The sequence below is a fragment of the Nonomuraea sp. NPDC026600 genome, assembly GCF_040638335.1.
Classification (GTDB): Bacteria; Actinomycetota; Actinomycetes; order Streptosporangiales; family Streptosporangiaceae; genus Nonomuraea.
On the sequence record NZ_JBEZYD010000048.1, the window covers coordinates 39,290 to 60,289 of the forward strand.

Annotated in this window: 21 protein-coding genes; 1 reads left to right on the forward strand and 20 read right to left on the reverse strand. The window is 69.1% G+C overall.

What is annotated here, in order from left to right:
• Positions 1-170 precede the first annotated feature (170 nt).
• On the reverse strand, positions 171-1,076 hold the full coding sequence (locus tag AB0F17_RS57705; protein WP_358043154.1) for an LLM class flavin-dependent oxidoreductase: 906 nt from the start codon (positions 1,074-1,076) through the stop codon (positions 171-173).
• A 94-nt stretch (positions 1,077-1,170) separates the two neighbouring features.
• Positions 1,171-1,635 carry a MarR family transcriptional regulator gene (locus AB0F17_RS57710; RefSeq protein WP_358043157.1) on the reverse strand — a complete coding sequence of 155 codons (465 nt, stop codon included), beginning with the start codon at positions 1,633-1,635 and terminating at the stop codon, positions 1,171-1,173.
• 323 nt (positions 1,636-1,958) lie between these two features.
• Between AB0F17_RS57710 and AB0F17_RS57715 the strand changes: the two genes are divergently transcribed.
• The gene (locus tag AB0F17_RS57715) at positions 1,959-4,391 is read left to right on the forward strand and encodes a hypothetical protein (RefSeq protein ID WP_358043160.1); all 2,433 of its coding nucleotides are present in this window, start codon (positions 1,959-1,961) and stop codon (positions 4,389-4,391) included.
• A 4-nt stretch (positions 4,392-4,395) separates the two neighbouring features.
• Here AB0F17_RS57715 and AB0F17_RS57720 read toward each other — a convergent pair whose 3' ends face one another.
• The 18 genes from AB0F17_RS57720 to AB0F17_RS57805 form a co-directional block, all read right to left on the reverse strand.
• The gene (locus tag AB0F17_RS57720; RefSeq protein WP_358043163.1) at positions 4,396-5,001 is read right to left on the reverse strand and encodes a bifunctional 4-hydroxy-2-oxoglutarate aldolase/2-dehydro-3-deoxy-phosphogluconate aldolase; all 606 of its coding nucleotides are present in this window, start codon (positions 4,999-5,001) and stop codon (positions 4,396-4,398) included.
• Complete coding sequence (locus AB0F17_RS57725; protein WP_358043166.1) at positions 4,988-5,749, reverse strand: IclR family transcriptional regulator; 762 nt, start codon at positions 5,747-5,749, stop codon at positions 4,988-4,990. The genes AB0F17_RS57720 and AB0F17_RS57725 overlap by 14 nt, the downstream gene beginning before the upstream one ends.
• Positions 5,721-6,680, reverse strand: a complete 960-nt coding sequence (locus tag AB0F17_RS57730; protein ID WP_358043169.1) for a sugar kinase — start codon at positions 6,678-6,680, stop codon at positions 5,721-5,723. The genes AB0F17_RS57725 and AB0F17_RS57730 overlap by 29 nt, the downstream gene beginning before the upstream one ends.
• Before the next feature lie 331 nt (positions 6,681-7,011).
• Positions 7,012-8,010, reverse strand: coding sequence for a CU044_5270 family protein (locus tag AB0F17_RS57735; protein ID WP_358043172.1), 999 nt, complete (start codon positions 8,008-8,010; stop codon positions 7,012-7,014).
• Positions 8,003-8,593, reverse strand: a complete 591-nt coding sequence (locus AB0F17_RS57740; protein ID WP_358043175.1) for an RNA polymerase sigma factor — start codon at positions 8,591-8,593, stop codon at positions 8,003-8,005. The genes AB0F17_RS57735 and AB0F17_RS57740 overlap by 8 nt, the downstream gene beginning before the upstream one ends.
• 96 nt (positions 8,594-8,689) lie before the next feature.
• Entirely contained in the window at positions 8,690-9,346 is a 657-nt protein-coding gene (locus AB0F17_RS57745; RefSeq protein WP_358043178.1) for a DUF2306 domain-containing protein, read from the reverse strand.
• A gap of 114 nt (positions 9,347-9,460) precedes the next feature.
• Complete coding sequence (locus AB0F17_RS57750) at positions 9,461-10,135, reverse strand: response regulator transcription factor (RefSeq protein ID WP_355382691.1); 675 nt, start codon at positions 10,133-10,135, stop codon at positions 9,461-9,463.
• Positions 10,132-11,373, reverse strand: a complete 1,242-nt coding sequence (locus AB0F17_RS57755) for a sensor histidine kinase (RefSeq protein ID WP_358043183.1) — start codon at positions 11,371-11,373, stop codon at positions 10,132-10,134. The genes AB0F17_RS57750 and AB0F17_RS57755 overlap by 4 nt, the downstream gene beginning before the upstream one ends.
• A gap of 57 nt (positions 11,374-11,430) precedes the next feature.
• Positions 11,431-11,805 (reverse strand): hypothetical protein, encoded by a 375-nt coding sequence (locus tag AB0F17_RS57760; RefSeq protein ID WP_358043186.1) that lies wholly within the window; start codon positions 11,803-11,805, stop codon positions 11,431-11,433.
• The gene (locus AB0F17_RS57765; RefSeq protein WP_358043188.1) at positions 11,790-12,338 is read right to left on the reverse strand and encodes an RNA polymerase sigma factor; all 549 of its coding nucleotides are present in this window, start codon (positions 12,336-12,338) and stop codon (positions 11,790-11,792) included. The genes AB0F17_RS57760 and AB0F17_RS57765 overlap by 16 nt, the downstream gene beginning before the upstream one ends.
• Positions 12,339-12,495: 157 nt before the next feature.
• Positions 12,496-13,647 carry a hypothetical protein gene (locus AB0F17_RS57770; RefSeq protein ID WP_358043191.1) on the reverse strand — a complete coding sequence of 384 codons (1,152 nt, stop codon included), beginning with the start codon at positions 13,645-13,647 and terminating at the stop codon, positions 12,496-12,498.
• On the reverse strand, positions 13,644-14,489 hold the full coding sequence (locus tag AB0F17_RS57775; RefSeq protein ID WP_358043194.1) for an acetylxylan esterase: 846 nt from the start codon (positions 14,487-14,489) through the stop codon (positions 13,644-13,646). Before AB0F17_RS57775 ends, AB0F17_RS57770 begins: the two co-directional genes overlap by 4 nt.
• A gap of 4 nt (positions 14,490-14,493) precedes the next feature.
• On the reverse strand, positions 14,494-15,420 hold the full coding sequence (locus AB0F17_RS57780; RefSeq protein ID WP_358043197.1) for an acetylxylan esterase: 927 nt from the start codon (positions 15,418-15,420) through the stop codon (positions 14,494-14,496).
• Positions 15,421-15,457: 37 nt separating this feature from the next.
• Positions 15,458-16,549, reverse strand: a complete 1,092-nt coding sequence (locus AB0F17_RS57785; protein ID WP_358043200.1) for an ABC transporter ATP-binding protein — start codon at positions 16,547-16,549, stop codon at positions 15,458-15,460.
• Between the two features lie 3 nt (positions 16,550-16,552).
• A complete protein-coding gene (locus AB0F17_RS57790) occupies positions 16,553-17,446 on the reverse strand; it encodes a carbohydrate ABC transporter permease (protein ID WP_358043203.1) in 894 nt (297 codons plus the stop codon).
• On the reverse strand, positions 17,443-18,348 hold the full coding sequence (locus tag AB0F17_RS57795) for a sugar ABC transporter permease (RefSeq protein ID WP_358043205.1): 906 nt from the start codon (positions 18,346-18,348) through the stop codon (positions 17,443-17,445). The genes AB0F17_RS57790 and AB0F17_RS57795 overlap by 4 nt, the downstream gene beginning before the upstream one ends.
• Positions 18,349-18,350: 2 nt before the next feature.
• Complete coding sequence (locus tag AB0F17_RS57800) at positions 18,351-19,679, reverse strand: extracellular solute-binding protein (protein WP_358043208.1); 1,329 nt, start codon at positions 19,677-19,679, stop codon at positions 18,351-18,353.
• A gap of 11 nt (positions 19,680-19,690) precedes the next feature.
• Entirely contained in the window at positions 19,691-20,995 is a 1,305-nt protein-coding gene (locus tag AB0F17_RS57805; protein ID WP_358043211.1) for a helix-turn-helix domain-containing protein, read from the reverse strand.
• Positions 20,996-21,000: the final 5 nt, after the last annotated feature.

Below are 21,000 nucleotides of genomic sequence, written 5' to 3' on the forward strand. Positions count from 1 at the left end.
GCCGAAGGGCGGCCGGCGCCCACGATCGCGATGCGGAGGTCACGGGGAGAGCTCATGGCAGGTTCCTCTTGTTGGTGTCGCTGGATGCCGGGGGAGTCCGGCTCACGACCCCAGAAAACCATAGTGACTTCGAATATACAACTACTCCAATTTCGTACTCGATCCGATTTTTACTTCGCGATCGCCTCGCGGACGGCCGGGACGATCTCCTGGGCCCAGCGGGCCAGGATGGTGAGGCCCGGGGCGCTGTGGCCGGCGGAGAAGAGCGTGAAGCCCGACGCACCGTGCTCCAGCACGGCTGCGGTCAGTTCCTCGACCCACTGGCCGACGGAGCCGCCGAGCCAGCGGCCGTCGTGGTCACGGGTGGCGGGCAGTGGCTGGTCGGTGATGCGGCCGGGGAAGTTGAAGACCGTGCGGATCTCGCTCGGATCGCGGCCGGCGGACGTGGCCGCCTCGTCGATGATGGGCCGTGAGGTCCGGTAGCGCTCGCTGAGCCAGTCGGCCGCGTGGCCGGGGATCCAACCGTCGGCCACCCGGCCGGTGGCGGCCAGGGATTTCGGGCCGACCGACCCGGTCCACACGGGCGGCGCGGCGACGGGAGCGGGCTCGATCTGGTTCACCTGGTAGTGGTCACCCTGGTAGGTGACCGGAGGACCGCCGCCTGACAGCAGCTTGACCAGGACGATCGCCTCTTCGAAGGCGTCCACGGCGTCGCCGGGCGTCAGCCGCGGCACTCCCATGTCGGCGATGCGATCCCACAGCCCGCCCGCGCCCATGCCGAGCACGATCCGGCCGCCCGACAGTGCCGACAGCGATGTCACCGTCCTGGCCAGCATGGGAGCGGGCCTGGTCGGCAGGTTGGTGACGTTGGCGAAACCGGCGATGTGCTGCGTACGCCCGAGGATGAAGCCGAGCGCGGCGTAGGCGTCCAGGCGCTCGCCGGCGTAGGGATGGTCGGACAAGGTGAAGATGTCGAGCCCGTCCTGGTCGGCCTGCTGGGCCATGCGCAGCAGTTCGGGTATGTCGTCGATGCCGGGATGCGTGCCAAAACCGAAGACGACGTCGTGTGCGGACAATGTTCTGCCTTTCCGTACCATCACACAAAAAGAGGTTGAGTTCGTGTCACGAACAATATTAGTTCGTAGAGCGAACTGCAACCTCTTCTCGGGTTCAGCGCAGGGAATCTGGTTCCATGAAGACGGTGGGCACCTTGTTGTCCATCACGACGCGGCCGAGCAAAGCGGCGAGCGTGTCGCGTTCCGCTGGGGCGAACCCCGAGGTCAGTTCCTCGATGCGGCGGCAGGTCGCGGTGTAGAACTCGTCGGCGAGCTTGGCGCCCTGCCCGGTGAGCGCCACCCTTACCGCGCGGGAGTCCTGGGGATCGGGTTTGCGCTGGACCAGGCCGTTGCGCTCGGTGCGATCAACCAGGCCGGTCAGGCTCGACTTGGCCAGGCCGAGCACCGCGCCCAGCTCGCTCATGCCGTACGGCTGCGGCATCAAAACGCACAGCAACTGGCCCTGCTGCTGGGTGAGGCCGTATTCGCGGGCGGATTCTGCGTACACGGCATTCACCAGGAAAGTGGACCGCACCAGCGCCGCCACCGTCCCGATCTGGCCGTCAACATGTTCACTCACTGGGCCAGAGTAACAAATTCGTAGGACGAACTACCATCTCATGTCACCGAGAAGCTGCGTCCCGCGACCGTACCAGCGAGTCCGGATCGTTCGACGCGGATCCGACCGCGACCCCGGCACCCGGTGGCGAGGAAGGTGGCCGCGTTGGCGGCGCCGTTCCCCTCGAAAGACCACCAGGGGCGCCTAGTGGCCGGGCTTTGTGTGCAATGACGTGCCAAAACGCCAAAAGGTGGGCATAGTGGACAGGAGTTTCTGGTGGTGTCGGTGAGGTCGGAGAGGGTGTCGGGCGAAGTGGCGGGCGAGAGCGCTGAGAGCTGAGTGCCATGTGGCTTGACGGGCTTCCAGTTCCCGCGTGGCTGCGGCCGTGGGTCGGCTGGGTCGTGGGGACGGATTGGCCGCAGGGAGACGAGCGGAGTCTGTTCCGGCTGGCCGATGCGCTCGTGGCGGCTGCGCGGAAGGTGGTGGCCGGGGTTGACGGCGTGGCGGAGTGGCTGGCCGGCCGGACGCAGGGGGAGTGGGATGGGGACGCGCTCAAGGCGTTCGTGAAGCGGGTCGATAAGACCGTCGGAGGGCGGAAAGCCCGGTTGGTGAAGCAGCTGGTCTCGTTCGCGATCGAGCTGAACGAGCTTGGGGTGCAGGTCCAGTACACCAAGCGGATGATCAAGCTGGCCGTGTTGCTGTTCGTGGTTCAGATGCTGTGGCTGACGTGGGCGCTGTTGCACCCGGCCGGGCGGTTGACGGCGCAGGGGCTGTTCAAGGTGCGGGCTGAGGCCGCGCGGTGGACGATCAGGCAGTTCAGGCAGCGGCTGCTGGTGAACGTCGCACTCTTCGGCGCGCTGATGGGCGGGATGGACCTGTACGTACAGGCCACCCAGACGCGGCGCGACGACATCGACCTCGAGCAGGTGGCGACCTCCGCGGGGATGGGCATGATGACGGGCGGGCTGCTGACGGGATTGGCTTGGGCGTTGCCCACGCGGTCGCTGTGGATGTTGATGGGGCATTCGGGGGTGGCGTCGGCGGGGGCGACGGTGGCGAGTTCGCTGATGAGCGGGCAGCCGCTCGATTGGACGGTGATGGCTAAGGCGTTCACCTCGGGGATGGTGGGCGGAGTGGACGCCCACTGGGCCAGTTGGACGCCGGGCCGGGCCACGGGACATGGTGGCGACGCGGTGCCGGTCCATTCGGAGGCCGGGGATGCCGGGCCTGCGCTCGGAGGGGCAGAGGGGCGTTCGCCGCGAGGGGCGTCCGATGGTGGCGGGCCCATGCCCTCGTCGAGAGGGCAGGAGCGTGGAGTGTCCTCCCCGGCTGAGGCGGACGGGTCGGTACGGGGTGTACAGAACGGAGATGAGTCGGGGGCGGCGGTCGCTGGGAGGCGTACGGACCTGAGCGGCGTACGGGAGGAGCCTGGTGCGGATCACCACCCGCCCCGGGCGTCGCATACCGGACGCATCGACCAACTGATCAACCGGGACCCGCACGCGGACGTGGACCCCCCAACCCTGCGGTTGGGGCGGGAGGATGTGCAGACGGCCGGGATGCGGCAGAACAATGGTGATGCGTCTGGTGTGCGCGCCCGTGACGCCGTTGCCGGACGGATTGAAGATGCGCCGACGGTGCGGCTGAGGGAGAGCGGAGCGGGACGGGGCGAGAACAGTCCTGGTGGGCGGATCGAGGATACGCCGACGATCAGGTTGCGGCAGGACGACGGCGGGAAGCCCGCCGATTCGGCCGGGCCGCGACCGGGCGAGGCGGTGACGGGCCGCATTGAGGACGCGCCGACCGTACGGATGCGGGAAGGCACGCCCGAGCCGGGCAGGACGGCCGACGCGAACGGGACGCGGGACGCGGGGCAACCCGTGGACGCGGGCAGAGTGCCGGACCGGAGCAGGACGACAGAGGCGAGCCAGGTGGCGGACGCCTCGGCGGCGCGGGCACCGGAGACGCCTGTGGCACAGGTCAGGCAACCGTGGTACGCGCAGGAGGGTTTCCGCGAGCCGTCGCGCATCGGTCACTGGACCTTCCCCGGCGAACTGGTGCGCGGGCTGCTGTCAGGGACCAAGGACCGCATCCCGCTCAGTGGCGGGATGCTCAACGCAGGACATGTCGCAAAGCTGATCTTCCACGACGGTAGCAGCGCGGTCGAGAAGGTAATACAGATGGTTAAGGTCGTCGAAGTCGAGGCGCAACTTCCGAGACGTCGCGCCGATTCCGAGGAACTGGGGTCGCACGTCTACGAGGCGATCGGGGCGCGGGTTCCGCGGGTTTACCGGACGGGGCCGAATCGGCTGCTGATCGAGTTTCTCCACGGGTTCGGGCTGCCGAAAAAGGCGCTGGGCAACGCTGGAGACGTCCTCTTGATCGGGCTCGGTGATGCGCTGACGCTCAACACGGACAGGTGGCGGACCAACTTCATGGTCGCCGAGGATGGCCGGACGGCGGGCATCGATCACGAGTTCTGTTTCATCGATCCGGCTGATCTGCCCATGATGCGAGGGCTGTCTAAGTGGGCCAAGCCGTTCTTCGACCGGTTCGAGATCGTGGAAACCTCTGAGGGGGCGCGGTTCGCGTTCGAGTGGAAGAACAACGATCTCAGTGCCGCTGATGTGGCGCGGATCGGGGCGCGGCTGCGCGAACTGGAGTCGCTCTTCGCGGCCAGGGGCAGGCAGGATTGGTACGCGGGCCTGATGCAACGGTGGGAGGGGATCGCCCGGCACGCGGCCAACGGGCCGGGGTCGATCATCGACAGCGGGTGAACGGTTACCGGGAAACCGCGTCCCGCAGCCGTACCAGCGCGTCCGGGTCGTTCAACGCGGATCCGACCGCGACCCCCCGGCACCCGGCGGCGAGGAAGGCGGCCGCGTTGGCGGCGTCGATCCCGCCGGTCGCGACGAAACGGACGGCGGGGAACGGCGCGAGCTGAGCGGTGATCCAGCCGGGGCCGAGCTGCTCGGCCGGAAACGCCTTGAGCCAGGTGAAGCCATGCGACAGAGCTGTGGCGATCTCCGTGGAGGTGGCCACGCCGGGCAGGTGGGGGAGCCCGAGCCGGCGCGACTCCGCGACGACTTCGGGGTGCAGGCCGGGCGCGACCGTGAACGCCGCGCCCAGACGGCTGACCTCCGCGAGCTGTTCGGTGGTGGTCACCGTCCCCGCGCCGACGCTCTTGCCGTGCCGCCGCGCCGCGCCGAGCGCCGCGCGCAGGGACGGCAGGGCGTCGGGCGTCTGTACGGGCACCTCGATGAGCTCGACGCCGAACGCCCAGGCGCGCTCGCACCTCTCCACGGTCGCCTCGGGATCGAGGTTGCGGAAGATGCCGAGAATCGGGTTACGGTCGAGGTGCCGGCCGAAGAACTCAGCGGCGTCCATATGCGTCTCCTCCCCAGCCCAGGTTCTTCGAGATCTGGTGGGCCGCTTCGCGGAATTCGTCAAGGTGCGCGCGCAGCTCCGCCAGCGGCGCGACCGCTCGCAGAGCGGTGATGGAGATCCCGTGGGTGACCCGGCCGCGGGCGTCGAACACCGGCAGCGCCAGGCAGTTGATGTAGTCCTCGTGCTCGCCGTCGTCCTCGGCCCATCCCCGTTCCCGGGTGAGCGCGAGGTCCGCCTCGAACGCGTCGGCGTCGGTGATGGTCGTGGGCGTGAAGCGGGTGAAGGCGGCGCGCTCCAGGAACCGCGCCCGGGTCTTCTCGTCCTGGTAGGCGAGGATGACCTTCGCGACGGCCGCGGTGTGCGCCTGGGCGGGCAGCCCGATGCGGGAGCCCATGGCCACGGTGCCCCGGCCGTCGATCTTGTCGACGTAGACGACCTGGTCTCCGGCCAGCTCGCCGAGGTGGACCGTGTGCCCGGACTTCTCGCTCAGCTCGTGCAGGATCGGGTGCGCCAGGGAGCGGGCCTCGACCTGGTCGAGGGCCAGCTGGCCGAGCGCGATGAGCTGGAAGCCCATGCCGTACGCGCCGCCCGGCACCCGCCGGACGAACCCGCCCTCCTCCAGCGTCTGCAGCAGGCGCAGCGCGGTCGACTTGTGCACGCCCAGGTGCTCGGCGATCTGACCGAGCGTGCGGTGCCCTACGGAGACGAAACCGATGATGTCAATGGCACGGGCGACGGTCTGCGACAAGGGTGTGCGCCCCTTCGGTGAGCAGCGTGACGATCTCGTCAGCGGGGGGAAGATCGGCCAGGTCGGCCGGAGACATCAGAACACGGGAAGCCGCGTAGTGCCCCAGCCGCAGCCGGGTCGCCTCGTCGCGGCCGTCCAGGAACCCGCTCAGCCAACCGGCGGCGAAGGCGTCGCCCGCGCCGACCGCGTCCAGGACCTCGACCGGCATCGACGGCTCGCGGTGCACGCCCGTGGGGGTGAAGCTGACCGCCTCGATAGCTGCGTCCTTCACGATCAGGTACGCCGGTCCGTCGAGCAGGTCGCGCACGCTCTCCGCGTCCGACGTCCCCCACAGCGCCGCCGCCTCGTCCCGCCCGACGAAGACCACGTCGGCGCGCCGCGCGAGCTCCAGGAGCACGTCGGGCCCGTCGCCCGACCACAGGCCGGGACGGTGGTTGACGTCGAAGCTGACCACGGACGGCCCCAACGGGCGGTCGAACACGATGTGCCGGGTCAGGTCCAGGCACGGCTCGGAGAGCGCCGCGGTGATGCCGGAGATGTGCGTCACCCGGGACGGCCGCGCCGCCCAGCCGGCGACCTCGGCGACGGTCATGGCCGAGGCCGCCGAACCCCGCCGGTAGTAGTAGACCGCGGTGCCCGACGAGGTCGGATCCTTGAAGTACACGGCGGTGGGCCGCTCGGCGTCGCGGCGTACGAGATCGACGTTCACCCCGTGCGCGCGCAGCGCGTCGACGATGATGTCGCCCAGCGGGTCGCCGCCCACCGCGCCGGCCCACGCCGTGCGGTGGCCGAGCTGGGCGAGCAGCGCCGCCACGTTCGACTCCGCGCCGCCCGGCCGCAGGATGTACGTGCTGTCCGCGTCGAGCCGCCCGCCCACCGGGGTGACCATCACCATGGTCTCCCCGATCGCGAGCACGTCTACTGGTCTCATCGGCTGCTCATCCTCCGTCGGCGCTGGAGTCGGTGTACATGCGGTTCCGGACGGGTGTGACGACGAGCTCCGACTCCGAAGACCCTGACCAGCACCTCCCCGTCCGAGATCTCCGGGATCGGGGCTTCCTGCTGGGCGAGCCGAACCCCCGCCCATGTGACCACCCGCATGGAACACTTCTCGTTGCAAATATCGCAATAGATATGCTTTATTTGCAATATATCCGATGCCTCCGCTCGCCACGGCACAGGGTCTGGACCTTGAAGGAGTGGCAGATGGAGATCATCCGGGTTGAAGCGCGGCACGTCGGCCGGTCGATATCGGGTGCCGTCTACTCCACGATCGGCGCGCTGTCGGCGACGCTCACCTTCAACTGCGCGCTCGACGACACCACGCTCCCCACCGGAGCATTGGCCGGCTTCGCGTCCACGACCACCCCCCGGTGGCCGAGATAGTCGTACGTCTTCCGGTCGAAGATGTACTCCTCCCTGACCCCCATAGGCGACACCATCGCCGCCGCGATGCCCGTACGCCCTGCGGCGTCCTGCGCCTCCTTCACCGTCACCACCCCGGGAATCGTGGCCGCCGCGCCGAAGAGCGCGGCCCGCTGCGCGGCGGGCAGATAGGACTCCTCGAGCAACCCGCCGACCCTGCCCCACGCCTCGTAGTCCTGCGACCCGTCGAAGGGCACCTGCGTGTAGAGGTGCCTGCGCATGCCCTCGGTATCGGCCGGCAGCTTGCTGACGTAGGCGTAGTCGTTACGCATGAACTCGGGGCGGTCGTCGAAGTCAGCGGCCCGTTCAGGACGACTGGGCTTGCCCACCTGCTCCTGCTCCCACTGTGCCAGCGGCGGGAGCGTGTGCCCCGGATACGGCAGAGGCGCCAAGATCTCATTCTGCAGGAACGCCTTGACCGAACTGCCCTCGACCGGCTGCCAGAACGTGCGCCTGGCACGCGACAGCCAGATCTGCCCTTCCCCTTCGGCCGAGTTCATGGTCTCCGACTGGTAGACGAGGAACTGGCCGGGCCTGGGATGCAGCTCCGGACGGCTGCCGGCGTGCTCGGCCGCCCGCGTCAGCACCTCCACGGCCGCGACCGTGCGGATCAGCGGAGGGGGTGGCGTCGGGGCGGGCTGGTTCTGGACAAGGAACACCGCCACTCCCACCGCGGCCGCCAGACCTCCTGCCAATGCGGCGCGCAGTCCGAGGCGGCGAAAATTGGGGCGCGCCGGCGCCGACATGCCGGCCATCAGGCGCTCCGCCTCGGCCCGCAGGTCCTCCTGCACGGGGACCTCGGAGCGGAAGTTGTTGAGCTGGGCCAGGTCATCCATGGCGGACCTCCTCGATGACGAGTGCTGTGGGGTCGGTCCCGCCCAGTTCCTCGCGGATCTTGGTACGGGCCCGGTTGATGCGTGAGCGGACCGTACCGACGCGGATGCCGAGCGCCTCGGCGGCCTCGGCGTAACTCAGGCCGCCCCAGGTCACCAGGAGCAGCACGTCGCGGTGCCCGGCGGGCAGCGCGACAAGCGCGGCGGCCAGGCGCTGCTGTACGGCCTGGGCACTCAGCCGCTCGTCGCTGCGCGGGGTGAAGGGTTCGGTGACCGGGTCCACACCGGTGCGGGCCAGGAGGTTCAGCTGCCTGGCCTCGGTGCGCCTGTGGCGACCGATGAGGTTGGTGGCGATGCCGTACAACCAGGGCAGGGCGTTGTGCCTGGCCAGGTCGTACCGGCCGCGCTGGTGGAAGGCGGCGAGAAAGGTCTCCGCCACCACGTCCTCGGCGACGTCGAGTCCGAGGCGGCGAATGACGAATCTCTTGATCTCGGCCGCGTGCCTGCGGAAGATCTCCCCGAACACCTCGGGCTCCTGCCGGGACCGCGCGATGACCGCGGAATCGGCGGGGCTCGTTTCTGACATGCTCTGGCCTCTCGGCTCACGGATGGAACACCCCTACTTGCCCGCCCGCAGCCGACCGGTTCCCACCATCAGGTCCAGACCTGGCCCAAGAGGGGGTCATCCCGCCGTTCGTACGGGCCGTCCACCGGCGGGCCAGGTCGTCCTGATCACCCGCTCGGCCACCAGCAGGTTGATCATCCATGACAGCCATGCGCCCCACACGTACGCGTCCTCGAACGGGACCCCGGACATGCGCAGCACGATGAGCCAGAGCCGGAAGGTGACCGCGGCGAAGATGAGCGCGTACGACCTGGTGATCCAGATCCGGTGCCGGTCCACCTGGCGACGCCGGATGGCGACGAAGGCGGCCACGGCTGTCAGCAGCATGAGCACCGCCAGCGTGCCGAACCCCAGGGCGGCCACCGGCCCGGTGTAGGTGGTCGGCGCCAGCAGCAGCCCGCCGATCCCGGCCGCCAGCGCGCCCGTGAGATAGACGCGGCCGGTGAAGCGGTGCACGGCGGGGAAACGCCGTCTCAGCCGGCTCACGAACTGCGCCGGCCCCAGCGCCAGCGCCACCACTCCGCCGGCCACGTGGAGGAAGAGGGAGCCTTGGCGGGTGAGGTACACCGCCTTCTGCGGCTCCAGGAAGACGTCCGGATCGAGCGTGAGATACGGGGACGTCAGGAGGACGACGGCGGCGGCCAGGACGGTCATCGCCGCCCAACCGACGCGGCGGGCCGGCGACCCGGCGGGAGCGTTGAGGGATTTCTTCATGGCCGCTGACGCTACGGACGGGCCGCCCGCGCAGCGTCCCCCCGCCGGGGTGAGCACCCGTACCCCCGAGGGGGTAGGCGACCCCGGACGCGCGTCGGGGACACGTGCCCACGCTCAGGAACGGCCCTCGCCCATGTGACCGCTCTGGTAGGCGATGACGACCGCCTGCGCGCGATCACGGGCGCCGATCTTGGCGAGGATGCGCTTCACGTGGGTCTTGGCCGTCGACTCGGCGATCGCGAGCAGGTCTGCGATCTCCTCGTTGGAGTAGCCCTCCGCGATGAGGCGCAGCACCTGCCGTTCGCGCTCGGTGAGCTGGGCGAGCCGTGACCAGTGGGGCGCCGGCGCGGCGGGCGCGTCCGGCGATCTCGCCACGAACCGGCCGATGAGGTCACGGGTGACCGCGGGGTCCAGCAGCGCGTCGCCCGCGGCCAGGGTGCGCACGGCGTCGATCAGTCGCTCGGGCGAGGCGCGTTTGAGCAGGAAGCCGCTGGCACCCGCGCGCAGCGCGCCCCATACGTACTCGTCGTACTGGAACGTGGTGAGCACGAGCACGCGGGCCGGCAGCCCCGCCGCGACGATGCGCCGGGTCGCCTCGATGCCGTCCAGGCCGGGCATCCGCACGTCCATCACGACGACGTCCGGCGCGAGGGACCGGCACAGGGCCACGGCCCGCAGGCCGTCGGCGGCCTCGCCGACCACCTCGATCCCGTCGGCGGTGGCGAGCACGACCGCCACCCCCGCCCGGAGCAGCGCGTCGTCGTCGGCGAGCAGCACACGGACGGTCATGTCACCGGTCCTTCCTGCTCGGCGGAGGGGCCGTCACCGGACGACGGGCCGCCTCCCTCGGGTGAGGCGGCGGCGCCCCCGGGTGAAAGAGCGGAGCTCGTGGGCAACGGGAGCACGGCGCGCAGCCGGAAGCCGCCCGCGCCGGCCGGGCCGTGCCACAGGGTGCCGCCGAACAGGGCGACCCGCTCGCCGATGCCGAGCAGGCCGCGTCCCGGCTGGTAGCCGGGAGGCGACCCGCGTCCGTCGTCACGCACGTCGATGTCGAGCGAACCGCCGTCGTGGCGGACGGTGACGGTCGCGGAGGTCGCGTCGCCGTGCTTGAGCGCGTTCGTGAGGGCCTCCTGGACGATCCGGTACGCCGAGAGGTCCAGGCTATGGGGCAGTTCCGGCGGTGTGGGGTCGATCTGGACCCGGACCTCGATCCCGGCCTCCGTCATGCGCCCGGCCAGCTCGGGCAGGCCCGCGAGCCCGGGCTGGCCGGTCTCGCCGTCGTCTCCCGGGCTGTCGCGGCGCAGCACGCCGAGGACGCGGTCGAGTTCGGCGAGTGCGGCGCGACCGGTCTGCTCGAGGCCGAGGAGGAGTTCGCGGGCCTTGGCGGGGTCGCGGTCGAGCACCCTCCGCCCTGCCCCGGCCTGCACCAGCATGAGGCTGACCGTGTGCCCGACCAGGTCGTGCAGTTCGCGGGCGATGCGCGCCCGCTCCTCGGTGACGGCCTGGCGCCGCATCAGCCGCCGGGCGGCGAGTTGCTCCTCGCGCCGCCGCGCCGTGCCGTACCCGACCAGCCAGGTCAGCAGCCACACGAACACCACACCGCCGATGGACGCGGGCCGGGGCGTGGGCCGGACGACCACGAAGTAGGCGGCTATGTAGATGATCGTGAGGACCAGCCCCCAGCGAGCCCGTCGCCGCGTCGCGTGCAGCCCGACGGAGTACACGCCGATCTGGTTCGCGTACGGCGCGAGCACGCTGGGGGCGGCGACGATGACGCCGGCGACGAGGGCCGTCGCGCCGAGGACGAAGGCCGGGAGGGGTGTGCGGCGCCGCAGAGCCAGGCCGGCCGCGATGCCGAGCCCGCAGGCCAGGGCGGCCGGGAGGCTCGCGTTCGGCAGGGGGGCCACCACGAGCCGTTCGGCCAGGTACAGGGCCAGGAAGAGCGCGCCCAGAGCGCTGTCGGCGATCAGTGCCGTGGCGCCGCGCGGGGCGGCCCTGCGTAATCGGTTCCAGACATCCACGACCATGACGCCGGACGCTACCGCACCGCGAGGGCCCTGTCGGGCCGCCGCCCCTTCGGGAGATCAGGGCACTTGACCGGGCTCGTCCACGATGCCGGAGTTCAGGACGGACATCGCCGATGTCCCTTCGCCGTCGACCACCTTCAAGCCGAGGTAGTGGTAGTCGCCGGCGTCGAGGATGTAGATACCGCGACCGGCTTCGCCCAGGTCGAGCACCACGCCGATGCCGGCGCGCCCGTCGCCGTCCGCGGTGCCCTCCTCGATCTTGACGTTCGGGATCTTGGCCAGCGCCCGGTACATCGCCGCCGCCTTGTCCGGCGGCACCAGCGCGCCGTGGCTCATGTACCAGCCGATGGCCCCCCATGCCTTGACGTCCTGCTCGGTCCCCGCAGGGCAGTCGGGCTCGCAGATCGACAGCGGCGTCAGCTTCCGATCCATGGTGCGGAAGTGCTCGAGCAGGGCGTCAGGGTCAGCAGGCAGCGCCTGGAGCTCCTCCAACGTCTTCCCCGGGTGCGTGGGCCCCTTCTCGGCGTCAGCGTGTCGCGGTGTTTGCGGGACAACCCCGCCAGCGCGCCGGCCAGCCGCCGCCGAGCAGCGTCCGCGACCACCCGCTGCTCCACCTCGTCGGTGAACGGCTCCATCACCGAGTCCGCCCCCGTGCGGCTCAGTGCGCGGTAGAGCGCGACCTCCCGCCGACGGTGCTGGCCGATGAGGTTGGTGGCGATGCCGTACAGCCAGGACCGCTCGTCGCCCCTGGCCAGGTCGTACGAGTCCAGATGCTGGAGGGCCTGGGCGAACGTCTCGGCCACGATGTCGTCGGCGGGCTCCACGCCCAGTCGCCGGATGGCGTACCGCTTGAGTTCGGGCCCGTGCCGGGTGAACAACGCGGCGAACCGGTCGGGCTCGAGCCGGGATCGCGGGCCGGCGGCGGGTGGCCGGGGCGGCGCATCCGTCCAGCTCTCATGTTGCATCTCTTACCTCTCGGTGTCCTTCATTGACAGAGGTAATTGGCGTGAGCAGGCGCCCCGGTTCCATCTTTTCCGCGCCGCCGTAAGAGGTGGACGGCACTCGCCGGGTGGCGGACAGCGGGTGACGGCTGCGGCGCCCGACTCCGAGTTTCGGTCCAGGTCAGCCAAGCCCCTGGGCATCCCCAGAGCTCAGGTGCCGAACCAGCGCATCGAGAACCACCAGGTCTTCCCCCGGCTCGATCGTCTGCGGGTTCAGCGCGATCGCGTCATCGGGTACGCCGAACACACCGACCGCGATCCGCGGGTCCCCGTCCCACAAAGCCCGCACCAACCCGTCCCGGGTCCAGCCGCTGGTGGTCAGCAATCGGACGACCGCTCGCCCGTGCGGCTGGCCCGCCTCACTCGGGTACCCGCGCTCGGCAACGACACCCGGCACTCCGCGCAAGCCGACGATCCACCGGTCGACCATCTGCTCGTAGCTCGCGAGCAGCGCCTCCTCGTCCTGCTCCAGCGTCCACTCGACCGCGGCGTACAGCCCGAGCAGCTCTTCCTTCCCGACCTTCATCCCACGCCCGATCTGCTGATTCGGCGACGCATGCGCCCGGCACCTGTCGACGATCCACCGCTTTCCCAGCACCAGCCCACTGGACTGCGGTCCGCGCAACCCTTTCCCACCGCTGAAGATCACGGCATCCGCACCGAGCTCCGTGGTGAATCGCCACAGCGAGGAGAGGGGTGGAATCTGGGCCGCCGCATCCACGATCACCGGCACAGCCGGTGGACCGGCGGGGCCAGGGGCTCCGATGCGGCCCGGGGTGCCGGCCGAGGCGAGCTCCCGGGCGACTCGGATCACGTCCTCGATCGGCAGAGCATCCGCCGCGTAGCGGGCGCCGGCGAACCACAGTACGCAGGCGGGGCGTCGTACCAGGACGGCTCGGAGCTCCTCGATCGACGGGCCGACTTCTACGATGCGGGCGCCGGTCAGGCGGGCCGCGTAGTCATAGCCGTTGCGTTGGCCGGCGAACATGACGACCTCGGCATCGGCCGGGAACGCCTGCGCGGGCTCACCGACACACGACGCGACCGTGAGGGTGATCGCCGCCGCGGCACCGGACGTCACGCAGGCCGCCTCGTTGCGAGTGAGCGCGGCCAGGCGCTCACCGACGTGGTCGTGGAGTTCGGGCAGGTCGACGAAGTGGGCCGCCCCCTCCGTCATCGCCTTCAGCACCGAAGGCGGCATCAGCGAGCCGCCCAGCGCGGTGAGTGTCGCGGAGGCGTTGATGACGGGCCGGACCCCGAAGGGATTGGTCATACGAGGAACTTCGACATCGGCGGTACGCCGGAGAGTTCGGCCAGCCAGGCATCCAGGAAGTCGTTGTCGGTGCCATCGAGGTGGGTCAGCTTGTAGACACTCGCGGCAGGCAAGGCCTCGATCAGTGCCGCACACCAGTCGGGATCGTCGACGGCGAGCAACGTCCGAGCGGTCACCGCGGACGCATGCCGGACCGGATCGAAGTAGGCGAGAGCATGGGCAACAATCTCCGCCGACGAGCCGGCCCGGAGGTGATCGTTGAGCTCCTCGAGCGGATAGCGGCTCGACTTCGGCCGTGCCTCTGCCGCCCGGTAGAACAGCAACTCCGAGACCCGGACCGCGCTGAACCCGGGCCGCCGTGCGGCCGTCAGCACCGCCAGGTCGTTCCCCCGCACGGCCACCCGCGCCGGATCGACCTCGTCCAGGCTCATCAGGAACTCCGCGGCCCGCAGGCAGTCCGCCGCGATCCCGCGATAGATGTACGACGCCGGGTCGTCGATGCCCATCGTCAACAATCCCGGGTACGCCGCCGAGAACCCTTCGTCGGCCAGCCGCTGACCACGGTGCATCAGGCCGAACACGACGTACCGGCTCCGATCGTTCGGGTGCGGCATGTCGTTGACGCTCCCGTGGCGCGGCGTCTGCAGGAGCGCGGGGAACGGCCCGTCACCGGCCGGGATGCTGAGATGACCGAAGACGCGGTACGGCCCGGTGCTGGTGAGCCGCACGGTGTAGCTGGTCGCCTCGTCCGTCGTCCGCGCCGGCACCAGGTCGAGCACGGGCCGAGCGGGGATCGCGGCCAACTCTTCGTCGACGGCGGACCAGTAGCTGTCGAAGGTCATCGGTTCACCGTCCCGGGGTGAGGTGTTCGGCAAGGAAGTCCTCCACGATCCGCATCACGCCCGGCAGCCCGGCGTGGTGCGCGCAGTGCGGGTAGGCGTGCAGGGTGGTCTCACACGTCAGCACCCGCCGCAGCGCGAACCCGGTCTCCGGCGGGCACACGTCGTCCTCGAGCCCGAGATACAGCAGCGTCGGCGCCCGCACCTTCGGTGCGAAGTTGAGCCCGTCGTAGTACGCGACCGTCTCCCGCACCCGGTCGACGTCCTTCGGGTGCATCCGCAAGTACTCGTTGATCTCCTCGTACGGATACGACCGGGTCAGTGCCGGCGCGGTCATGATCCCGCACAGGTACGGCGCTCCCGCCGCGACGCACCTGATCACATCCGGCATGAGCGCGGCCGTCGAGATCCCGAGGCCACCGCCCTGACTCGACCCCTGCAGCCCGATCCGCAGATCGTCGACCTCCGGACGATCGAGCAATACCTCGACCGCCCGCACCACGTCGAGGTAGAACCCGCGATACCCGTACGTGTTGTGGTCGACGATGTTGTGCGTCAGCAATCCCGGGTAGCCCGGGTTGAACACGTCGTTCGACCGCAGCTTTCCGCGCGGCGCCACCGCGAGCGCGGCGTACCCGAGCTCGGACCATTCCTTCGGGATCGTCGGCTCGGACATGTAGCCGGGGATCGTCACCAACGCCGGGTACGGAGCCGGCCGATCGCGCGGGACGGTGTACCAGCCTGCGATCCGCAGACCGCCATAGCTGGTGTAGCGCAGATCGTAGACAATCACCTTGTCCGTGGACAGCGACGGCATTTCGGTGAGGACCGGGTCCAGCGGGTACGACGCGCAGTCCGCCAGGCCGGCCGCCCAGAACTCGTCGAAGTCGTCCGGCAGCTCGACCTCGACGATCGCGTTCTCGGGGTCTCTCAAAAGCGTTCCTCTCGATGGGGGGCTCGGGGGGCGGCGCCTATACCCGCTGCGGTGCGTGCAGCGCGGTGCCGTCGGAGGCCTTGAACACATGCAGGCGGTTCTGGTTGAAGCCGACGTACACCGTGCTGTCATGACCCAGCCGGAACGGCACGGGGACGCGGGCCTTCAGTAGCTCGCCGTCGATCCGGACCGTGACCAGCACATCCGGACCGAGCGGCTCGGACACGAACACCTTCCCGGGCTGGTAGCCCGCGACCGGGGTCGGCGACAACGTCACGTCCTCCGGCCGGACGCCCAGGACGACGGCCGGGTCGTCGGGCGAAACGTCGTACCGGCCCAGCTCCTGGCTCAACGCGCCGCTGCGGAAGGTCCGGACGCCGTCGACGTCGGCCAGCTCACCGGTGACGAAGTTCATCGGCGGCGAGCCCATGAACGACGCGACGAAACGGTTCGCCGGGCGTTCGTAGATCTCCTCCGGCGTCGCGCACTGCTGGACCACGCCGTCGCGCATCACCGCGATCCGGTCCGACATCGTCATCGCCTCGACCTGGTCGTGGGTGACGTAGATGAACGTCCGGGCGACATCCACGTGCAGCCGCTTGATCTCCGCACGCATCAGCACCCGGAGCTGCGCGTCCAGGTTGGACAACGGCTCGTCGAGCAGATACGCACCGGCGTCCCGCACGATCGCGCGACCGAGCGCGACTCGTTGCCGTTGGCCACCGGACAGCTCGCGCGGCTTGCGATCCAGCAGGTCCTCGATGTCCAGCGTCCGGGCCGCCTGCAGCACCTGCTCGGCGATCGTCGCCTTGGGCACCCGCATCATCTTCAGCGCGAACCCGATGTTCTGCCGGACCGTCTTGTGCGGGTAGAGCGCGTAGCTCTGGAACACCATCGCGACGTCGCGCTTGTTGGCCGGCAGCCAGCTGACCGGCTTGCCGTCGAAAAAGATGTCGCCCTCGGAGGCCCGTTCCAGGCCGCAGATCATTCGCAGGGTCGTCGACTTTCCACAACCGGACGGGCCGACCAGGGTGAGGAACTCCTGATCCTCGATGGTCAGATTCAGGTCGTTCACCACGGTCTTGCCGCCGAACGACTTGGTGATGCCTTCGAGCCGAACCTCTGCCATCTGTCAGCCCTTCACGGATCCGGCGGCCATGCCCTGGACCAGCTTGCGCTGGAAGAGCAGGGCCAGTACCAGGGGTGGGACGACCGCGAGCACGCCGGCCGAGGCCATCACGGTGAACTGGGTGTTGAAGTCGGTGGCGAAGTTCGCCGCCACCACCGGGATCGTCTTGGCCGCCTTCGTGCTGGTCAGGAACAACGCGAACATGAACTCGTTCCACGCGGTCATGAACGCGAACACCGCGGCCGCGACCAGCCCCGGCGCCGCGACCGGCAGGAACACCGACCACATGGTCCGGAACCAGCCGCACCGATCCACCCGGGCCGCCTCCTCGAGCTCGCGCGGCACCGAGCGGAAGAAGTCCTTCAGGATCCAGATCGTGATCGGCAGCGCGAACGTCGTGTACGAAAGGATCAGCGCCAGGTAGGTGTCCAGCAGCCCGAACGTCCGCATCAGCAGGTAGAACGGGATGATGATCGCGATCCCCGGCACCATCCGGGTGAGCAGGTAGAGCACCAGCAGCACCTGACTGCCGCGGAACTTCAGCCGCGAGAACGAGTACGCCGCGAACGTGGCCAGCACGAGATTCAGGATCGCCGTCGAGGTGGAGACGATCAGACTGTTCCGCAAGGAGTACGGCGTCTCGTCGATCGCCCGGCCGCCGACGAGTTGCTGGGCCTCACTCGGATGCAGGAAACCGAGATAGTTCTCCAATGTCGGGTGGACCGGAATCCAGTGCGGCGGAACGGAGATCGCATCCACCTCGTGCATGAAGCTCATCGCGACGATCCAGTAGAACGGCAACACCAGATACAGCGCGAACGCGACCGCCAGCACGTACAGGACGATCTTCTTCCAGGGGATTCGGTAGCGCAGGGGCACCTTCACCATGGTGCTCATACCTCGAAGTTCCCCTTCCGGTAGAGCAGGCCGATGTAGCCGACCGAGATCAGGAGGGTGATCGCGGTGATCACCCAGGCGTAGGCGCTGCCCAGCCCGAAGTCGGTGAAGGTCAGGACAGTCTGCACGTCGAGCAGGGCGATGGTGGTGGTCGCGTCACCCGGTCCGCCACCGGTCAGTACGTAGATGGTGTCGAAGGCGCGGAACGCGTTCATCGTCTCGAGAATCAGCACGATCAGCAGTGGATGCAGCAACCACGGCAACGTCACCTGGACGAACCGCTGCACCGCACCCGCTCGGTCGACGGTGGCGGCGTCGTACAACTCTGAGGGGATTGTTGATAGTCCGGCGAGCAGAATGATGACCGAGAACGGAAGCGTGTTCCACACCTGGGCCAGTGCGGTGAACAGGAACGCACCGGTCCCGGACGTCAGCCAGGCGTGATATTCGTCGATCAGTCCGAGCTGCGTCAGCAGACCGTTCAGGGCGCCGGTCTTCGCGTCGAAGATGGTCCGCCACATCAGGCCGTTCACCACCCCCGGCATCGCCCAGGGCAACAGAGCGAGGCTGAGCAACAGACCGCGGCCGCGGAACTGCTCGTTCAGCACCAGCGCCAGGATCAGCGCGAGTACGACGGTCAGCCCGAGAACCACGAGGACGAACAGGGCCGACACCTTCAGCGCGGACAGGAAGGCCTGATCGCTGAGCAGGGCCTGGTAGTTGTCGAAGCCGATGAACTTGTTCGCCCGCGGGCGCTTGAGGTTGTTCCGTTGCAGGCTGACCCAGAACGAGTACGCGATCGGGTAGGCGACCAGCAGGGCGATCACGATCATGGCCGGCGCGTTCAGCGCCCAGGCCCTGGCGTTGTCGCCCAGCGGCCGGCGTTCGGCGAGGACGGTCATCCTCAGTTGTATTTCTTCTTCAGTGTGTCAGCGGACTGCGCCAAGCTCGCCACCGCCGCGGACGGCTGCGTCTGGTTGCTCAGCACGCCCTGCACGACCTTGTGCATCTCGATTTCGAACTCGGTGTACCACGGCACGCCGAGCACGTTGCGTGGCTTGGCGATCTCGCCCAGGTGGGCGTAGATCGCCGGGTCGGCGAACTTCTTCAGCGATGCGGTGATCTCCGGGTCGGTCGCCATCGACTTGTAGGCGAACCCGAGACCACGCTGCAGGAACCAGAACTTCGCGGTGTAAGGCTGCTTGTTCGCGTCGAGTCCGCCCAGGTAGGTGAGCAGCTTGAACGCGTTGTCCTTCACCTCGGTGTCCTTGGCCAGCGCATAGAGCCGGGTGTTGCTGACCGTCCCGTGCACCTGACCATCGAGGCTCGGTATCAGCGCCATCCGGATCTTGCCCGCGGCCTTGGACTTGGTCGCGTCGTTGTAGTCGCGGCTCGCGTACCGCGCGCCGATCGTGTACGCGTACCGGTTCGCTTTCATCGCGTTGTCGATCGGGACCGCCGTCATCTGCAGGCAGGCCGGGTCGATCACCTTCGACTTGTTCGCCGCCTGCTGCAGCCAGGCGAAGACGTCCTTCACCACGGTGTCGGTGGTGTTCATGATCGGCGCCTGCTGGTCGTCGAACATGTTGCCGCCGCTGCCGTAGACCAGCGCCCACACCCAGGACCACCAGGTGTCGGACAGTTGCGCCGGTACGCCGATGGGGTACTTCAGGAGGCCGGCGTTCTTGATCTTGATCGCCTGCGCTTCCAGCTCCTCCAGGCTGGCAGGGGGTTTCGTGATCCCGGCCTTGGCGAGGATGTCGCTGTTGTAGGTCAGGCAGTTGGAGTCGGTGTAGTACGGCAGGCCGTAGCGCTTACCCTGGTACGTCATCGCGGACGCGTTGCCCGGGTAGATCGCGGCGTACACCTCGTCGACGCCGGCCATGCCGTCGAGCGGCTGCAGGTAGTCCCCCTCGACCCAGCCCGCGAGGGAATCGTCGTACACGTAAAGGGCATCGGGGCCGCCGCCACCGGTGAACTCGGCGACTACCTTCTGAACGTACTGCGCACTCGTGATCGGGGTGTAGTTGACCTTGATGTTGCTGGTCTTGGTGAAGTTGTCGAGGTTCTGCTGGACGAGTGCGGCCTCGTAGTCCCAGCCCTCGAACTTCACGCTGCCGTCGCCGGAGCCTGCGGACTTGTCGTTGGAGCAGGCGGACAGCAGGGGCGATGCGGCGGGCAGGGCCAGGCCGAGGCCTGCGTATTTCAGGATCTGGCGGCGGTTGAACTCCATGGGGGGTCCCTTCAACGCGGTGGGCGCAGTAGCGCTTGGGCGATGCGTAGCCGGTACAGACGCGTCGGGCGTCCTTTCAGATGGTGCTGAGCAGTGCCTTCGACGCTCACCAGGCCCCCAGCGTCGAGTGTCCGGATCAGCCGGCGCCCGCTCTGATCCGTGATGCCGAGATGGTCGGCGAGCTCACCGGGCGAGATCGCGCGACCTTCCAGTTCGTGGTCCAGTGCCGCCAGCCGGGAGACGGTCGCGGCACTGAGGCCGACTGACTTCGCGAGCCGTTCGACGTCGTCGCCGTGCTCGCGGTAGGAGTAGCTGAGCGCCGCCCGGACCGGGCCCATCGGGCCGATGATCACGCCGCTGTCTTCGATCAGGTAGGCGCATGGCTCGCTCTCCCGCTCGGCCCGGTCGGCCGCTTGTTCGGCCAGGGCCACACAGTTGCGGGCGGACGCGCCGACGCCGAACCCGGCCGAGACCTGCGCACCGAGCGCCGCGGCCGCCTCGGCGAGCGCGGGTACGGCGACCCAGTTGCGGGTGATGCGCTCGAACAAGGCCTTGTGCGCGAAGACGACGACACCGCGCCGGCCACGGTCCTCGATCCACGCGCCGGCGAACTCGGGGGTGTTGAGCAACAGATTCATCAGGCCGATCCGGGCCCGTTCCTCGTCCTGCGAATGCGAGATCAGGAAGACTCCGGCCGCGAAGCGTTGTGCGCTGGCTCGCTCGGACTCGATCCGGAGCGCGAGCTCGTGCAGCTCGGTCCGGATCGTCGCCGGCACCGGCATGCCGCTCATGATCGGGATCTCGCCGGACAGTTGCTCGCGGACGTCGGCGCGGACGCTGATCACGTAGCTGCGGTCGCCGAACCGGTGGTACGCGGAACGGTGGAACTCGACGATGTCCTCCACGGATTGCGTGGGGGCGTACGGCAGGCAGTCGATGGCGTCGGCGTCGAGCTCGAGCGCGGTGGCGACCGCCTCGACCGCCTCGGCGGGAAAGGTGTCGATGCTGACCGGGGTGCGACCCCAGCCACGCTCCTGGGCGCGATAGAGCGCGAGGGTCAGGTCGAGCGCCGACGAGCGGATCACACCGACCGGGAGGCCGGGTGGGAGGAGTTCGCGGCTGGCCGTGTACGGGACCGGGCCGGCCAGGAAGCCGTCGAGCCGGGTCGTGCTGAGGAACTCGGCGACCTTGGCGCGGATCTCGTCCTCGTGGTCGTAGCTGACCCACTCCAGGTCGACCCCACTGAGCGTGTTCGCGGCTTCCCGGAACAACTCCCTGTGCGTCGAGTGGGTCACCACTCCGATCACAATCGCCACGACGC

Bases quoted from the DNA above. Each gene is read 5' to 3' on its own strand.
- AB0F17_RS57715 (WP_358043160.1), top strand. From the start codon at position 1,959: ATGTGGCTTGACGGGCTTCCAGTTCCCGCGTGGCTGCGGCCGTGGGTC.
- AB0F17_RS57720 (WP_358043163.1), bottom strand. From the start codon at position 5,001: ATGGACGCCGCTGAGTTCTTCGGCCGGCACCTCGACCGTAACCCGATT.
- AB0F17_RS57730 (WP_358043169.1), bottom strand. From the start codon at position 6,680: ATGAGACCAGTAGACGTGCTCGCGATCGGGGAGACCATGGTGATGGTC.
- AB0F17_RS57735 (WP_358043172.1), bottom strand. From the start codon at position 8,010: ATGGATGACCTGGCCCAGCTCAACAACTTCCGCTCCGAGGTCCCCGTG.
- AB0F17_RS57740 (WP_358043175.1), bottom strand. From the start codon at position 8,593: ATGTCAGAAACGAGCCCCGCCGATTCCGCGGTCATCGCGCGGTCCCGG.
- AB0F17_RS57745 (WP_358043178.1), bottom strand. From the start codon at position 9,346: ATGAAGAAATCCCTCAACGCTCCCGCCGGGTCGCCGGCCCGCCGCGTC.
- AB0F17_RS57750 (WP_355382691.1), bottom strand. From the start codon at position 10,135: ATGACCGTCCGTGTGCTGCTCGCCGACGACGACGCGCTGCTCCGGGCG.
- AB0F17_RS57755 (WP_358043183.1), bottom strand. From the start codon at position 11,373: ATGGTCGTGGATGTCTGGAACCGATTACGCAGGGCCGCCCCGCGCGGC.
- AB0F17_RS57760 (WP_358043186.1), bottom strand. From the start codon at position 11,805: ATGGATCGGAAGCTGACGCCGCTGTCGATCTGCGAGCCCGACTGCCCT.
- AB0F17_RS57765 (WP_358043188.1), bottom strand. From the start codon at position 12,338: ATGCAACATGAGAGCTGGACGGATGCGCCGCCCCGGCCACCCGCCGCC.
- AB0F17_RS57770 (WP_358043191.1), bottom strand. From the start codon at position 13,647: ATGACCAATCCCTTCGGGGTCCGGCCCGTCATCAACGCCTCCGCGACA.
- AB0F17_RS57775 (WP_358043194.1), bottom strand. From the start codon at position 14,489: ATGACCTTCGACAGCTACTGGTCCGCCGTCGACGAAGAGTTGGCCGCG.
- AB0F17_RS57785 (WP_358043200.1), bottom strand. From the start codon at position 16,549: ATGGCAGAGGTTCGGCTCGAAGGCATCACCAAGTCGTTCGGCGGCAAG.
- AB0F17_RS57790 (WP_358043203.1), bottom strand. From the start codon at position 17,446: ATGAGCACCATGGTGAAGGTGCCCCTGCGCTACCGAATCCCCTGGAAG.
- AB0F17_RS57795 (WP_358043205.1), bottom strand. From the start codon at position 18,348: ATGACCGTCCTCGCCGAACGCCGGCCGCTGGGCGACAACGCCAGGGCC.
- AB0F17_RS57800 (WP_358043208.1), bottom strand. From the start codon at position 19,679: ATGGAGTTCAACCGCCGCCAGATCCTGAAATACGCAGGCCTCGGCCTG.